This is a genomic window from Streptomyces sp. TE5632 (assembly GCF_054061295.1).
On the sequence record NZ_JBSSEA010000003.1, the window covers coordinates 6108168 to 6123173 of the forward strand.

Annotated in this window: 15 protein-coding genes; 11 read left to right on the plus strand and 4 right to left on the minus strand. The window is 72.7% G+C overall.

Annotated elements, in window-relative coordinates:
* The first annotated feature begins 140 nt into the window (after positions 1-140).
* Positions 141-1436: a helix-turn-helix domain-containing protein gene (locus ACVW19_RS33130; RefSeq protein WP_457464197.1), complete on the plus strand. Its 1296-nt coding sequence runs from the start codon at positions 141-143 to the stop codon at positions 1434-1436.
* Here ACVW19_RS33130 and ACVW19_RS33135 read toward each other — a convergent pair.
* On the minus strand, positions 1411-2619 hold the full coding sequence (locus ACVW19_RS33135; protein WP_457464199.1) for an erythromycin esterase family protein: 1209 nt from the start codon (positions 2617-2619) through the stop codon (positions 1411-1413). The two genes, ACVW19_RS33130 and ACVW19_RS33135, sit on opposite strands and share 26 nt — an antisense overlap.
* Before the next feature lie 58 nt (positions 2620-2677).
* Between ACVW19_RS33135 and ACVW19_RS33140 the strand changes: the two genes are divergently transcribed.
* The 6 genes from ACVW19_RS33140 to ACVW19_RS33165 all read left to right on the plus strand — a co-directional run bounded on the left by ACVW19_RS33140 (position 2678) and on the right by ACVW19_RS33165 (position 8501).
* Positions 2678-3412, plus strand: a complete 735-nt coding sequence (locus ACVW19_RS33140) for a TioE family transcriptional regulator (protein ID WP_457464200.1) — start codon at positions 2678-2680, stop codon at positions 3410-3412.
* Between the two features lie 159 nt (positions 3413-3571).
* The gene (locus ACVW19_RS33145) at positions 3572-4354 is read left to right on the plus strand and encodes an ABC transporter ATP-binding protein (protein ID WP_457464201.1); all 783 of its coding nucleotides are present in this window, start codon (positions 3572-3574) and stop codon (positions 4352-4354) included.
* Positions 4351-5163 carry an ABC transporter ATP-binding protein gene (locus ACVW19_RS33150; protein WP_457464203.1) on the plus strand — a complete coding sequence of 271 codons (813 nt, stop codon included), beginning with the start codon at positions 4351-4353 and terminating at the stop codon, positions 5161-5163. The genes ACVW19_RS33145 and ACVW19_RS33150 overlap by 4 nt, the downstream gene beginning before the upstream one ends.
* Entirely contained in the window at positions 5160-6056 is an 897-nt protein-coding gene (locus ACVW19_RS33155) for a branched-chain amino acid ABC transporter permease (RefSeq protein ID WP_457464205.1), read from the plus strand. The genes ACVW19_RS33150 and ACVW19_RS33155 overlap by 4 nt, the downstream gene beginning before the upstream one ends.
* Complete coding sequence (locus ACVW19_RS33160) at positions 6049-7218, plus strand: branched-chain amino acid ABC transporter permease (protein ID WP_457464206.1); 1170 nt, start codon at positions 6049-6051, stop codon at positions 7216-7218. Before ACVW19_RS33155 ends, ACVW19_RS33160 begins: the two co-directional genes overlap by 8 nt.
* Positions 7215-8501, plus strand: coding sequence for an ABC transporter substrate-binding protein (locus ACVW19_RS33165; RefSeq protein ID WP_457464208.1), 1287 nt, complete (start codon positions 7215-7217; stop codon positions 8499-8501). The genes ACVW19_RS33160 and ACVW19_RS33165 overlap by 4 nt, the downstream gene beginning before the upstream one ends.
* A gap of 111 nt (positions 8502-8612) precedes the next feature.
* Here the strand turns inward: ACVW19_RS33165 and mgrA are convergent, their stop codons facing one another.
* Complete coding sequence (gene mgrA / locus ACVW19_RS33170) at positions 8613-9656, minus strand: L-glyceraldehyde 3-phosphate reductase (RefSeq protein WP_457464210.1); 1044 nt, start codon at positions 9654-9656, stop codon at positions 8613-8615.
* A gap of 246 nt (positions 9657-9902) precedes the next feature.
* On the opposite strand from mgrA, the gene ACVW19_RS33175 reads away from it, so the two are divergent.
* On the plus strand, positions 9903-10505 hold the full coding sequence (locus ACVW19_RS33175; RefSeq protein WP_457464211.1) for a snapalysin family zinc-dependent metalloprotease: 603 nt from the start codon (positions 9903-9905) through the stop codon (positions 10503-10505).
* Positions 10506-10764: 259 nt separating this feature from the next.
* Here the strand turns inward: ACVW19_RS33175 and ACVW19_RS33180 are convergent, their stop codons facing one another.
* Positions 10765-11943 (minus strand): S1 family peptidase, encoded by a 1179-nt coding sequence (locus ACVW19_RS33180; RefSeq protein WP_457464213.1) that lies wholly within the window; start codon positions 11941-11943, stop codon positions 10765-10767.
* Positions 11944-12042: 99 nt separating this feature from the next.
* Complete coding sequence (locus ACVW19_RS33185; RefSeq protein ID WP_457464215.1) at positions 12043-12420, minus strand: hypothetical protein; 378 nt, start codon at positions 12418-12420, stop codon at positions 12043-12045.
* On the opposite strand from ACVW19_RS33185, the gene ACVW19_RS33190 reads away from it, so the two are divergent.
* The 3 genes from ACVW19_RS33190 (at position 12419) to ACVW19_RS33200 (ending at position 15002) form a co-directional block, all read left to right on the plus strand.
* On the plus strand, positions 12419-13069 hold the full coding sequence (locus tag ACVW19_RS33190; RefSeq protein ID WP_457464217.1) for an HD domain-containing protein: 651 nt from the start codon (positions 12419-12421) through the stop codon (positions 13067-13069). The genes ACVW19_RS33185 and ACVW19_RS33190 overlap by 2 nt on opposite strands.
* 120 nt (positions 13070-13189) lie before the next feature.
* Positions 13190-14188: a GlxA family transcriptional regulator gene (locus ACVW19_RS33195; protein ID WP_457464219.1), complete on the plus strand. Its 999-nt coding sequence runs from the start codon at positions 13190-13192 to the stop codon at positions 14186-14188.
* A gap of 361 nt (positions 14189-14549) precedes the next feature.
* Complete coding sequence (locus ACVW19_RS33200; RefSeq protein WP_457464221.1) at positions 14550-15002, plus strand: ATP-binding protein; 453 nt, start codon at positions 14550-14552, stop codon at positions 15000-15002.
* The last annotated feature ends 4 nt before the right edge of the window (positions 15003-15006 follow it).

Here is a 15006-nt window from a genome sequence, read left to right on the forward strand (position 1 = left end):
GACCGACCGGACGGTATGCGATCCTTCGGGGCAGGACGAGTCAGGTGGCGGCCGCCCACGGGCTCCGCGGCCGGCCGGTGGCCGGTACGCGGACCGCCACGCGGGCGCCGCCGGGAAGCCGACCCTGGGGGAGATGCGCGATGCGACACGCTGTACGGCCACGTGGCCTGCCCCGCCCCGGACCCGTGCCCGCACCCGCACCGCGGCCACGGACCCCGCGTGTGCGGTCACTGATCGACGCCGACGCGCTCCGCGTGCTGCACCGCGCCGCCCGGATCCTGCTGGACGACCTGCCCCGGCTCACCGACCAACTGGTCGCCGTGCTCCAGGACCAGGAGCCCGCCTACCGATCGGCGATCGAGCACGATGCCACCGAGATCTGGCAGGAGGTGCACCGCTCACTGCGGCACAGCATCTCCTCGCTGCTGGACCCGCGCGGCGCCCGCGACGCCGCGCGCCGCTGTTCCTGGAAGATCGGCGTCACACGCGCCGAGCAGGGGCTGCCGCTGGACGCGGTGCTGCACGCCTTCCGCCTCGGCGGCTCCCTGGTGTGGCAGGGCCTGGTCGACGAGACCTCCCGGACGGCCCCCGAGGACGTACGGCTGCTGGTGCACGTGGCGTCGGACGTGTGGCACTTCGTCGACGAGCACTGCACCGTCGTGGCGGACGCCTACCGGCAGACCGAGCGGCAACTGGCCTGGCGGCGGGAGAACAGGGTGCGGCTGCTGACCGCGGCGCTGCTGGACGGAACCAGCAGGATCGCCGACCTGCCCGAGGCCGCGCTCGCGCTGGAGCTGCCGGAGCAGGGCCGGTACGTGGTCGTCGCGGTCGGCGGTGGCGGCCTCACCGCCTGTCCCGGTGCCCAAGCGGTCCTCGCTCCGGGTGTGCGCGTGCACTGGCACACGGGTGTGGACGCGGACCACGGCATCGTACGGGTCGGCGACGACACGGAGCCGGTGGTGGCGGACGAGCAGCCGCCGGGCGTACGGGTGGGGGTCAGCAGCGTCGTCGAAGGGCTCGCGGCGGTGGGAGAGGCGCGCAGGCTGGCGGACACCGCGCTGAGCCTGTGCCCGGAGACCGGCGGCACGGTCCGGCTGACGGAACACCTGCCGGCGGCGCTGGTGGTGTCGTCCCCCGACCTCGGCACCGCTCTGGCCGACCGGCTGTTCGGTCCGCTGGCGCACCTCGAGCCCGCCGACGCGGAGATCCTGCTGGACACCCTGGCCACCTGGCTGGCCTGCGACGGCTCGGCCCAGCGGGCGAGCAGACGGCTGTACTGCCACCGCAACACCGTCCTCAACCGCCTGCGCCGCTACGAACAACTGACAGGGCGCTCCCTCTCCCGCCCCTTCGACCTGGTCGAGGTCACCCTCGCCCTGACCGCCCGCAGACTCCTCCCGCGCCGACCGCTCACCGGACCTGCGGAACGTCCTTGACGAACACCACTGCGTCGATCCCGGTCAGGTGGGCCGGGTCGAGCGGCATGTAGCCGAACCAGGGGGACTCCCGGGGGGCGGGCGGCCGGTCGCCGAGGAGGCCGGCCAGCAGGGTGCCGTCGACGACGCAGCGGTCCTCCGAAAGCGCGTACAGGAGTCCTTCGAGGCTGTCCGCCGGCGGGGTGTCCACTCCCCGGTGGCGGATCGTGCCGAGGGCTGTGGCCAGGAAGGCGTACTCCTCGCCCAGGCGGGCGCTCACGAGCGCACCGGCGCTCCACCACTCCAGCAGCGGCTGGTCCCACATGCGCATCGTGCTCTTGTCCCGCTGGAGATGGGCGTTGTGCGCGAAGACCAGGGTCGGGCCCCGTTCGGCGAGGGCGAGGAGGTTGTCGGCCATCATCCGGTCCCGCTGGCCCAGCAGCCGTGTCATACGGCCCGGTGAGGTGTCGGCCAGCCAGGAGTGGTAGCGCAGCAGGCCGGTGGCGGTGCGCCCGTACAGGCGCGCCCTCTCCCAGTCGTCCCGCGAGGTCGCCGCGATCAGGTGCGGTGTCTCGGCCTCTAGCAGCGCCACCAGGTCGTCGGCGAGCAGCAGCAGCTCCCCGGCCTCGGCCGACCGCCCCACGGACCGGGCCGGGTCCGTCATGACGGCGGGATGGGTCCACCGGTCGTCGGCGCCGAGCAGACGGTCCAGGGTTTCCGCGGTGCAGGGGAGCAGGTCCGGGGCGAGTCGGGCGGCGAGGAAGCCGTGGAGCGCGGTGAGGGCCTGCCGGGGGCTCGCGGCGCCGGTGATCTCCAGCGGGCCGTCGAAACCGGCGAAGCGGAGCCGCTCGGAAGCGGGCCGGCCCTCGTTGTACTCCCGCATCCAGCGCACGAGTTCGCGGTTGGCCGCGGACGTGCCGAACCCGTGGCTGAATCCGCGCTCCATGACCTCGTCGAGGGTGCCCGTGCCCGAGGTGACGTACTCGTCCACGACCAGGCCCATCAGACAGTCGCTCTCGATCGCCACGGTCCGGTAGCCCTCCCGCTCGACGAGCTGCCGGAAGAGGTCGTTGCGCAGGTCGAGCAGAGTGTCCTCGCCGTGGGTGGGCTCGCCGAGGGCGAGCACCCGCGGCCGGGTCCCGAGCAGCTCCGTGACGGCGGCGGCCGTCACGGCACGGGTGATGTCCTTGATGCCAGTAGCCATGCCCTCAACGGTATCGTTGAACTCACGGTGGAAACTTTCCCGCGATATCATCGGGCCCGTGGGACGAAACCTTCAAAACGGGGAACGGCTCAGGCCGATCGACCTGGCGCGCGGGCACGGTCTGTCCACACAGGCCGTCCGGAACTACGAGGAGGCCGGCATCCTCCCGCCCGCCGACCGCAGTCCCCACGGCTACCGCGCCTACACCCCGCTGCACGCGTGTGCCCTGCGCGCCTTCCTCGCCCTGGTACCCGGCCACGGCCACGCGGTGGCGACGTCGATCATGCGGGCCGTGAACCGGGGCGCGGTCGACGAGGCCCTGCGGACCGTCGACGAGAGCCACGCCCAACTGCTCGACGACCGGCGGACCCTGCAGGCGGTGGAGCGAGCCCTCGGCGACCTGGCCCCCACCACGGCGCCCGGACCCGGCACGGCGGTGTCCGGGACCGGCGGACGGTTCATCGGGCCGCTGGCGGGAGAGCTCGGCATCCGGCCCGCGACACTGCGCACATGGGAGCGCGCCGGGCTGGTGAGCCCGCGCCGCGACCCGGTGACCGGCTACCGCGTCTACGAGGAGGCCGACGTACGGGACGCCCGGCTGACCCACCAACTCAGGCGGGGCGGATACCTGTTGGAGCAGATCGCCCCGCTCATCGCGCAGGTGCGGTCGGCAGGCGGACCGGAGCCGCTGGAGGCGGCACTGCGCGACTGGCACGGCCGGCTGTCCGCCCGCGGGCGGGCCATGCTGACCGGGGCGGCCGGACTGGAGGCCTACCTCCGCGCCCGCGGCTGACCCCGTCCTGGGCAGCCGCACAACCCGTGGCAGCCCCCGTTGGGACGGCGCAGCGAGCGGGGCCCGGAGCCTGTACCGGTCGCTCGCGCCCGTGGTGTCGTGAGCTCCCCCTGCCGTCCAAGCCGTTGCCGCCGTGCGGTACGGCCCCGAGGAGCCGTGATGCCCCAAGCACCACCGGACGACCGGCCCGCGCTGTGCGTCGAGAACGTCGACGTGACGTACGGGCGAGCCCTGTCCGCCCTCCGCTCCGTCTCCCTGACCGTGCCGCACGGCGGCGTCGTCACCCTGCTCGGCGCCAACGGCGCGGGCAAGACGACCCTGTTGCGCGCCGTCTCCGGCACGCTGCGCCTGCACCGTGGCACGATCACGGCCGGCCGCATCCGCTACGGCAGCGCCGTGCTCGACGGCAAGGACCCGGTGACGGCGGTACGCGCCGGCGTCGTCCAGGTCCCCGAGGGGCGGCGGGTGTTCGCCGGGCTCACGGTCGACGAGAACCTCCGCAGCGGCGGTCTGGGACTCGGCCGGCGCGGCCGGGACCAGGTCCACGAGGCGCGGGAGCGCGTGTTCACGCTCTTCCCCCGGCTCGCCGAACGCACCCACCAGGCCGCGGGCCTGCTGTCCGGGGGCGAGCAGCAGATGCTCGCCATCGGCCGCGCCCTGATGGCCGCCCCCCGGCTGCTCCTCCTCGACGAGCCCTCCCTCGGCCTCGCGCCGCAGATGGTGCAGCGGATCGCCGAGGTGATCCGCGAGATCAACACCCAGGGCACCGCCGTGCTCCTGGTCGAGCAGAACGCGGGCATGGCACTCTCCCTCGCCGATCACGCCCATGTCCTCGAGGTCGGCGAGACCCGCCTGTCCGGCCCCGCCGGCGAACTCGCCCGCACCGACGCCGTACGCCGCCTCTACCTGGGCGAGGCCGCCGAGGACCAGGGGGCCGCGTGAACGACCGCACCACCACCGCACCGCCCGTGCCCCCCGTGCTCGACGTACGGGGCGTCACCGTGCGCTTCGCCGGACTCACCGCGCTCGACGACGTCTCCTTCACCGTCGCCCCGGGCTCGGTGCACGCGCTCATCGGCCCCAACGGCGCCGGCAAGTCGACCTGCTTCAACGTACTGTCCGGGCTGTGCCGTCCGTCGGCCGGCACGGTGACACTCGGCGGCACCGAGCTGACCCGGCTCGCCCCGCACCGCATCGCCGCGCTCGGTGTGGCCCGCACCTTCCAGAACATCGTCACCACCCACGGCACGGTCGCCGACAACCTGATGCTCGGCCGCCACGCCCTGTCCCGATCCGGCTTCACCGCCGGTGCGCTGCGCCTGCCACGGGCCGTGCGGGAACAGCGCGAGCACCTCGCCCGGGCCCGCGAGATCGCCGAACTGACCGGCCTCGGAGCCCACTTCGACAGCCCCGTGGCGCTGCTGCCGTACGGCGACCGCAAGCGCGTGGAACTCGCCCGCGCCCTCTGCCTGGAACCGCGCGTGCTGCTGCTCGACGAACCGGTGGCGGGCATGAACTCCGCCGAACGCACCCGCATGGCCGAGGTCGTGGGCGAACTGCGGTCCGAACTCGGCCTGTCCGTCGTCCTGGTGGAGCACGACATGGGACTGGTCATGCGCCTCGCCGACGACGTCACCGTGCTCGACTTCGGCCGCCCCATCGCCCACGGCGCCCCCGACGAGGTCCGCCAGGACCCCGAGGTGCTGCGCGCCTACCTCGGCACCGACACACAGGGGAAGGACGCGGCATGACCGGCTTCCTGGACAACGTCCTCGGCGGCATCGCGCTCGGTGCGGTCTACGCGCTGGTCGCCCTCGGCTTCGTCGTCATCTTCAAGGCGTCCGGCGTCCTCAACTTCGCCCACGGCTCGCTGCTCCTGTTCGGCGGGTACCTCACCGCCGTCCTCCACGACGACCTCGGCTTCGCCGGCGCGCTGGCGCTGGCGGTCCTCACCACCGCGGCCCTCGCGGGCGCACTCGACCGGTTCCTGCTGCAACGCGGCGGACAGGACGCGCACTCCGCCCATGTGCAGACCATCGTCACCATCGGCATCGACATCGTCCTGCTGACCGACCTGGCCCGGCGAATCGGCGGCGACCTGCTGTCCCTGGGCGACCCGTGGGGCGACGCGGTGACCGAACTGGGGCCGGTGACCGTCGCCGACAGCCGGCTCGCGGCGATCGTGGTGTCCGCGGTGGTCATCGGCGCCGTGTTCGCGCTCTTCCGGTTCACCTCCTGGGGCCTGTCCCTGCGGGCGGCGGCGGAGGACCTGGAGGCCGCCGCCCTGATGGGGGTACGGCTCAGCCGGGTGCGGGCAGGCGCCTGGTGCCTGGCGGGCGCGCTCGCCGCGCTGGCCGCGGTGTTCCTCGCCGCGTTCCCGGCACCGGGCCTGGAGCGCACCACCGGCCAGATCGCCCTCAACGCGTTCCCGGCCGCGATCCTCGGCGGGCTGGCCTCCCCGACCGGCGCCCTCGCGGGCAGCCTGCTCATCGGCCTGACCGAGGCGCTGGTCGTCGGCTACCAGTCCGACCTGCACGTCCTCGGTGAGGGTTTCGGCGACGTCGCCCCGTACGCCGTGATGCTGCTGGTGCTCCTGGTACGGCCCGCCGGGCTGTTCGGCGCGAAGGGAGCGGCCCGTGTCTGACCGTCTCCTCGGTGCCCTGACCCACCGCCCGGCCCGCGTCCTGCTCCTCGCCGCCGTCCTGTGCCTCCCGCCGTTCTACCTGGACGCCTTCTGGCTCCGCATCGGCCTGTTCTCCATGGCGGCGGCCATCGGCGCCGTCGGCCTCGCCCTGCTCACCGGCACGGCGGGTCAACTCTCGCTCGGCCACGCCTTCTTCCTCGCCGTCGGCGCCTACGGCTACGCCTATCTGGCGGGCGAGCCCGGACCGGGGCTGCCCCCGGCCCTCGCCGCACTCCTCGCCGTGGCGCTCACCGGAGCGGCGGGCGGGCTGTTCAGCCCCGTCGCCGCCCGGGTGAAGGGCATCTACCTGGGCATCGCCACCCTCGCCCTGGTCTTTCTCGGCCACCACGTGCTGCTGACCGCCGACTCCGTCACCGGCGGATTCAACGGACGCTCCGTGCCCCCGCTCACCCTCGGCGGCTTCACCTTCGCGGAGAGCGACCCCGAACTGACCGTGCTCGGGGTGCCGTTCGGCGCGGAGGAGCGGTTGTGGTTCCTGGGCCTGGCGCTGTTCGGGTTCACCTGGTTCACCGCCCGCGGCCTGCTGCGCGGCCGTTCCGGGCGGGCACTGGCCGCCCTGCGCGACAGCGAGACCGCGGCGGCGGTGATGGGCGTCGACGTCGCCCGCCACCGCTCGGCGGCCTTCGTGGTGTCGTCCATGTACGCGGGCCTGGCGGGCGTGCTCCTCGCACTCTCCTTCCGCCGGGTCGTCCCGGACTACTTCTCCCTGGTCCTCTCCGTCGACTACCTCGCCATGATCGTCATCGGCGGGCTCGGCTCCGTCGCCGGAGCCACCGCCGGTGCCGTGTTCGTCACCGCGCTCCCGCTGCTGATGACCCGCTACGCCGACCAGCTTCCGCTGGTGGCCGCCCCGGGCTCGGGAGAGGGCTTGGTGGGCCCCACCGAGGCCGCCCGCTACCTCTACGGCGCCGCGATCGTCATCGTCCTGCTGTACGCGCCCGACGGGCTGCACGGCCTGGCCCGCCGGGTCCGCGACCGCGTAGGACGCAGCCGCCCCCGCGCCCCCGCGACGGACCCAGCCGACTCAGCCGATCCAGCCGACCCGGTTTCCTCACCCCCGCAACCGGCCGCAGCCGCACGATCCAAGGAGCACACCCCGTGAACACCACGTATCACCGGCCCCGCGACCGGCGCCGCACCGCCCCCGCCGCGCTCGCCGGCGCCCTCGCCCTGCTGCTCGCGGCCACCGGATGCAGCTCCAAGGCGGACGACGGCAACGGGGGCGGTGACGCCGCCGACGGCGTCCGCACCGGCCCCGGCGTCAGCGCCGAGACCATCAGGCTGGGCGCCCTCACCGACCTGACCGGCCCCTACGCCACGCTCGGCAAGAGCATCGTGCAGGCCCAGCAGATGTGGGCCGACGAGACCAACGCCGACGGCGGCATCTGCGACCGCGAGGTGGAGATCGTCGTCAAGGACCACGGCTACGACGTGCAGAAGGCGGTCACCGCCTACGCCGACATCGCCCCGGACGTCGTCGCCCTGCCGCAGGTCATCGGCTCGCCGGTCGTCGCCGCCCTGCTCGACGACATCGAGCGCGACAAGATGCTCACCTTCCCGCAGGCCTGGGCGGCCTCCCTGCTCGGCAAGGACGCCATCCAGGTCCTCGGCACCACCTACGACGTCGACATGATCGCCGCGGTCGACTTCCTCACCCGCACCAAGGGGCTGAAGAAGGGCGACACCATCGGTCACGTCTACTTCGAGGGCGACTACGGCGCCAACGCGCTGGAAGGTTCCACCTGGGCGGCGGAGCAGGCCGGGCTGAAGGTGGCCGGCCAGAAGATCCAGGCCACGGACACCGACCTGTCCGCGCAGGTCTCGGCCCTGCGCAAGGAGGGCGTGAAGGCCGTGCTGATCAGCGCGGGACCCGCCCAGACGGCCTCCCTCGTCGGCGTCGCCGCCTCCCGCGGCCTGCGCGTCCCCGTCGTCAGCAGCGCGCCGGGCTACGCGCCCCAGCTGATGGAGACCCCCGCCGCACCGGCACTGGCGGCCATGCTGCACATCGTGAGTGCCGCGCCCGCCGTCAGCTCCGAACTGCCGGGCGTGCAGCGCATGGTGGCGTCGTACAAGAAGAAGTACCCGGACTCGCCGGTCGACTCCGGAGTGCTGTCCGGCTACAACGCCGCGCAGCTCATGGGCGCCGACCTGAAGGCGGCCTGCGAGGCGGGCGGCCTCAGCCGCGAGGACGTGGTCACGGCGCACCGCTCCCAGAAGAACGCCGACACCGGCCTCGGCACCGCGCAGAACTTCTCCGAGGCCGACCGCCCGGCGAGCGTCGAGACGTATGTGCTGAAGCCCGACGCGAAGGCGGTCGGCAGTGTGGTGAACGCCGAGGAGGCGCACACGGCCCCGGGCGTCGAGAAGTACCTGTCCTCGCGTTAGGCACGCGGCACGACCAGGATGGCCCCGGCTGTTCCCGAGAGGGAGGCGCCGGGGCCGCCGAGAACGGCCCCGACCGGCTGGTCCCGCACGAGGACGAGCCGGTGGCCCGGCTCAGCCCATGGTGCCGAGACGGGCCTCGCGCCACAGGTCGACGCCGCCGTCGGTGGCGTGCTTGTCGATCTCGGCCAGCTCCTCGTCGCTGAAGTCCAGGTTCTCCAGCGCGGCGACGTTCTGCTCCAGCTGCTCGGTGCGGGACGCGCCGATGACCAGCGAGGTGACACGCCGGTCCCGCAGGGCCCAGGCCAGCGCCATCTGGGCGAGCGTCTGCCCGCGGCGGGCCGCGATGTCGTTGAGGGCGCGCAGCCGGTGCAGCATGTCGTCCGTCAGCCATGCGGCGTCGAACGACTTGCCCTGCGTCGCCCGCGAACCCTCCGGCACACCGTCCAGATACCGTCCGGTCAGCAGACCCTGCGCCAGCGCGGTGAACCCGATGATTCCGAAGCCCTCCTCCTGGGCCACGTCCAGCAGTCCCTCCGTCTCGATCCAGCGGTTCAGCATGCTGTACGACGGCTGGTGGATCAGCAGCGGAGTCCCCAGGTCCCGGAGGATGGCGACCGCCTGCCGGGTGCGCTCGGCGTCGTAGGAGGAGATGCCGACGTACAGGGCCTTGCCCTGGCGGACCGCGGTGTCGAGCGCGCCCATGGTCTCCTCGAGGGGAGTGGTGGCGTCGAGCCGGTGGGAGTAGAAGATGTCCACGTAGTCCAGGCCCATGCGCTCCAGCGACTGGTCCAGGGAGGCGAGCAGGTACTTGCGCGAGCCGCCGCCCTGGCCGTAGGGACCCGGCCACATGTCCCAGCCCGCCTTGGTGGAGATCACCAGCTCGTCCCGGTACGGGGCCAGGTCCTGCTTCATCAGCCGGCCGAAGTTGACCTCCGCGGCCCCGTAGGGCGGGCCGTAGTTGTTCGCCAGGTCGTGGTGGGTGATGCCGAGGTCGAAGGCGCGCAGGGCGATCTCACGCTGGGTCTCGAAGGCCCGGTCGTCGCCGAAGTTGTGCCAGTAGCCCAGGGACAGCAGGGGGAGGTCGAGTCCCGAACGCCCGGTGCGCCGGTAGCGCATGGTGCCGTCGTAGCGCTCGGGATTGATGACGTGGTTCATCTGGTGTTCTCCGGGTGCGATGCAGGAATGTCCCGTGGGAGGTGGGAACCCTGTCCACACTGCCCCCACGTGATCCGGAAGTCCAACCGATCCTTGGCACAGGACTCAGCGACGCGGCTTCTGAATCCTGGGGGGCCGCTGTCGGACAGGCGAGGGCCGATTGACGGATTGCCGCCCTCGCCCGACGGGCAGGGAGGCTCTGAGTGTCATGAGCACGACTGCCCTTCCCCCACGAGGAGGTCGACCATGCGCATCCGTACGCTGACCGGAAGCCTGGCCACGGTTCTGGTGATGTCCTTCCCCCTGTTGTCGAGCGGCCAGGCCGTGGCCGCCCCGGCGGGTGTGCCCGAGCAGTCCCTGGCCGCCCGCGTGCTCACCTACGACGCGAGCGGCTCCGCGGAGTTCAGGTCCGCCGTCGACCGCGGCGCGGCGGTCTGGAACGAGAGCGTCGACGCCGTGGAACTCCGCCCGGCCGCGTCCGGGCAGCGCGCCGACATCCGGGTCCTGGCGGACAACGGCTGGCCCCGCGCCCTGCCCACCGGTCTGGGCAGCGGCACCGTCTACGTCGGCCGCCAGGCCGTGAACCAGGGGTACGACACGATCCGCATCTCGGCCCACGAGCTCGGGCACATCCTGGGCCTGCCGGACCGCAAGCCGGGCCCCTGCTCCAGCCTGATGTCCGGCTCCAGCGCGGGAACCGCGTGCACCAACCGTTACCCGAACGCGGCGGAGAAGGCGGAGGTCGAGAAGAACTTCGCGGGCGCCCGCTCCGGAACGGGCGAGGCGGAACGGACGGGTTCGGCAGGGCAGGCGGGGGCGGTGCCACGAGCCGTGCTGATCAGGGACTGACCGGCGGCGCCACCGCGCCCACCGGACCACCTCCCGCGCCGCTCACCCGCCCGATGTGACTGCCCGGGGCGAGTGTGGTTATGATTGACGCACGTCAAGGCGCCGGAACTCCCGGAGTCAGGCCGTGCGTTGGTGGTCCAAGGAAAGGCGCCCCGCTTCCTGCGGGGAGATGCAGGTGCAAGGCCTGCCCAGCGCTCCACCACAAGCCCGGTTCCCGAACGATGTGTTCGGGAACCGGGCTTGCGCTGTTGGGGGCCGGTCAGGCCGTGTGCAGGGTCAGGCCGTAGCGGCCCAGGATCTCGTTGATCGGCTGGAACCAGGTCTCGCCCCCGCCGGAACAGTTGCCCCAGCCGCCGGAGGTGACGCCCTGCGCCTGGTCACCGCTGATGAACGAGCCGCCCGAGTCGCCGGGTTCGGCGCAGACGCTCGTCTTCGTCATCTGATGCACCGAACCCTGGCTGTAGTTGACGGTCTCGTTCTTGGCCAGGACCCTGCCGCAGTGCCAGCGGGTCGTCGAGCCGGAGCGGCAGATGGAGGCGCCGACGGGAGCCTCGTTCGAGCCGCGCACCAGCTGGTCGGAGACCGTGCCCCAGCCGAGCACCACCGGAACCGTCCACCAGCCGCTGCCCACGTTGACCCACGCGTAGTCGTCGCCCGGGAACGAGGAACCCTGGAAGTTGCCGATGTACGAGCCGTCCCAGCCCCGCACCTGGCCGCCCACGCCACCGCAGTGCCCGGCGGTCACGAAGCCGCCGTGCACCGAGAAGCCGATGGAACAGCGGACGTTGCCCGTGTAGTAGGGGTCGCCGCCCACCGTCCCCGCGGCGAAGGTCTCCGCGGCGGCCTCCACGGTGCGCACGGTGACCGGTCCGGCCTCGCGGGCCTCGGAGAGGAACCGCCGGACATCGTTGTCGGCCCGTTCGCCCTCGACGACGTTCACCACCACCGTGTTGGCGGTCGGGTCGACGGACCAACTGCTCACGCCCGAAGGTGCGTCGAGGCGGTCCAGCCGGGACTTGGCCGCGTCGAGTTGCCGTGCGCTGTGCTCGACGACGCGGACGGCCGCGCCGGAGGAACGGAGGTCACGGACCGTCGACGCGTTCGCGTCCGACGTGACCGCGACGGTCAGTTTCTCGTTCTTCGCGTCGAACCAGGCGCCGCCGTAGGCGGATCCGGCGGCCTTGACGGCCTCGGGTTCGAGGTCGGCGGCCCGTCGTTCGGCGGCCAGCCGCGCCTCGGCCTGGGCGGGGGACAGGCCGAAGTCCCGCTGCATCGCCTGCAACAGGGCCTCGGAGGCCGGCGCGGAATCGGCCCGGGCGGCGGATTCGGCGGAGTCGGGAGTGTCGCTCGCCGAGGCGGGCAGGGTGCCGGCCGCGGTCCAGCTGCCGATCATGAGCAGGGCGGCCACGCAGGCATGCGTGAGTCTGGTGCGTCTCATGGGAAGTTGCCCTTCGTCGTTCCAGCAAGGTGGGGGTGGAACAACCGCGTCTGAGAGCGCTCTCATCGGAGTTGGGCAGAGCTTAGCGGGCCCGGAGTATCAGGTCCATGCCAATGCGGGAAATCCGGTGGGGGCCGAGCGGGTGACGAAGCCGGGCGGCGGCGCGGAGCGGCCGGCCGGGGCCTGGTCCACACCGCGGGACCCGGGCCCGAACGAGCCGGCCATGTCCTGATCCGAGGGTGTCGTGTCCTGAAGGACGGGCGCAGCAGGGTCCTGTTCGGGGTTGAGTGGTCCCCATGTCTCCTTCTTCCCCCTCTCCTCCCTCTCCCCTTTCTTCTTTTTCTTCTTCCTCTTCTTCCTTTTCTTCCTCGTCATCCTCGCGACCGTCCTGACAGCCCTGACCACGCCGACCGTTCCGAACCACTCGGCGGCCCCCGACCGGCCGGCCCGTCCGCACGACCCTGGGAGTTCAGCCATGACCGACACCCCGACCACCGCCCTCGCCGGCGTCACCCTGCCCGACAGCCGGCTCGTCCGCGAAGCCACCGAACTCGTCCGGGAGGCGGCCAACGACACCGTCTACCACCACTCCCGCCGCGTCTACTTCTTCGGCACCCTGCGCGGACAGGCCCGCGGTCTGCAGGCCGACCCCGAACTGCTCTACGTCGGCGCGATGTTCCACGACCTGGGCCTGACCGAGCGGCACCGCGAAAGCAAGCAGCGGTTCGAGATCGACGGCGCCGACGAGGCCCGGGACTTCCTGCGCCGCCACGGAATCGCCGACGACGCCGCCCATCTGGTGTGGGAGGGCATCGCCCTGCACACCACCCCGGAGATCCCCTGGCACATGGCTCCCGAAGTCGCCCTGGTGACCGCGGGTGTCGAGGCCGACGTGCTGGGCATCGGCCGCGACGAGATCCCCGCTCCGGCGCTCGCCGAGGTCGTGGCCGCGCACCCCCGTCCCGACTTCAAGCGGAACATCCTCAAGGAGTTCACGCAGGGCATCGCGCACCGCCCGGAGACCACCTTCGGCAACGTCAAGGCCGACGTCCTGGAGCGCTATGTGCCCGGATACGTGCGCCAGAACTTCGTCGACGTCATCCTGGACTCCGACTGGCCCGAGTGACCGGTCCCCGCTTCTCCGCCCTTTCCGCTTTTCCTGCCCCCTGCCCCTCCCGCCCGCACCGAGAGCCGCACACCAGGACCGGCGGCGGCTCTCGGCGGGATCCACCCGCCCGAGGACCCCATGCCGAGCCCCTCCTCCCACACGGTCGCCGTCCTGCTGTACGAGGGTGTGCAGTTGCTGGACGTCGCCGGACCGCTGGACGCGTTCGCCGCCGCCAACGAGTACGGAGGCGGATACGACCTGCGGACCGCCTCGCTGAACGGCGCGGCCGTCCGCACCAGCTCCGGTGTCCTGCTGGGCGCCGACTGCTCCGTGGACGGCCTGCCCGGGGAACTGGGCACGCTGATCGTGCCCGGGGCGCCGAACTGGCGGCCCTCGGTCCTGGACCGCGACCTGCGGCAGGCCCTCACGGCACTCGCCACCGGTGCCCGCCGCACCGCCGCCGTGTGCGCCGGCGCCTTCCCGCTGGCCTCGACCGGCCTGCTGAACGGCCGCAGGGCAGCCACCCACTGGGAACTGGCCCCGCACCTCGCCGACCGGTTCCCCAGGGTCCAGGTCGACGCGGACTCGATCTTCGTCCGTGACGGCACCTTCTACACCTCGGCCGGGGTCACCTCCGGCATCGATCTCACCCTCGCGCTGATCGAGGAGGACCTGGGCGCCGACGCGGCCCGTGCCGTCGCCCGGCACCTGGTGGTCTTCCTCGCCCGGCCGGGCGGGCAGTCCCAGTTCAGTGTCCGCGTCCGGATCGGCCAGCCCCGCACCCCGGCGCTGCGCACGGTGCTGGACCTCGTCACCGAGAATCCGGCGGCCGAGCACACCCTCGACTCCCTCGCCCGCCAGGTCGGGCTCAGCCCCAGGCACCTCACACGGCTCTTCCGGGCGGAGACCGACACCTCGCCCGCGCGGTTCGTGGAGCACGTACGCCTGGAAGCGGCCTGCACCCTGCTGGTGACCGGGACCGACCCACTGGACGCCGTCGCCCGGCACGCCGGATTCGGCAGCCCGGAAACCATGCGCCGGGTCTTCCAACGCGAACTCGGCATCGCCCCCGGCGCCTACCGCACCCGCTTCAGCACCACCGCGGGCTCGGTCCACCGGCACATACCGAACGCCTGAGCCGCAGACCCGGTGCTTGCCCGCTGCCGGAAGGGAAGCGGGAACGCCCGCCGGTATCGGGCGGCGTGACCGGTGAGGCAGCGGAGCGCCGTACTCGAGGAGGGCTGCACACCCGTCGGCTTCTTTCCGTACCGCAGCCAGGGGCCTGTTGGGACAGGGCGGCGCCACCGGTCTCGGAGCGTCGGGTGGTCAGGGCGCCGTGGTGCCCGGCACCGGGCGGCCGGAACCCCGTATGACGTGCCCGACACATTTCGCCGAACGGGCGGTGAGCGACCGCCCGGCCCGGCATGGTGGGCCGGGGGAGTGCGGTCGGGCATTTCGGGTAGTCGCGCGGTGTGATCGGTGAGTGAAGGCGGACCGAATGGAACCAGTTCCGGTGGACGAAGGGGACCCAGTGCCGGGCGCGCCGCGGCGGGCGGCATACGCCCTGGACGGTGACGGCGCGTGGATAGCGAAGGCCCGGCAGCTGGCCGCCGCGTTCCTGGCGCGGGCCCGGACGGAGGACGGGCTGCCCGTCTCGGCGCGCGCGGTGGAGATCACCCAGCTCGTGGTCAGCGAGCTGGTCACCAACGCCCGCAAGTACGCGCCCGGCCCCGTCCGGCTGGACCTGTGCATCACCGAGGACGCCCTCGAGGTGATGGTCCGGGACGGCAGCGGCGTGCTGCCCGTGGCCAGGGTCGCGAACCCGGACCGGGTGGGACAGCACGGCCTGGAGATCGTGATGGCCGTCGCCCACGGACTGGAGGTGCAGCCGGAGCCGACCGGCAAACGCATCACGGCCCGCATCTCCCTGGTGGAGACGACCGTCCGCTGACGAC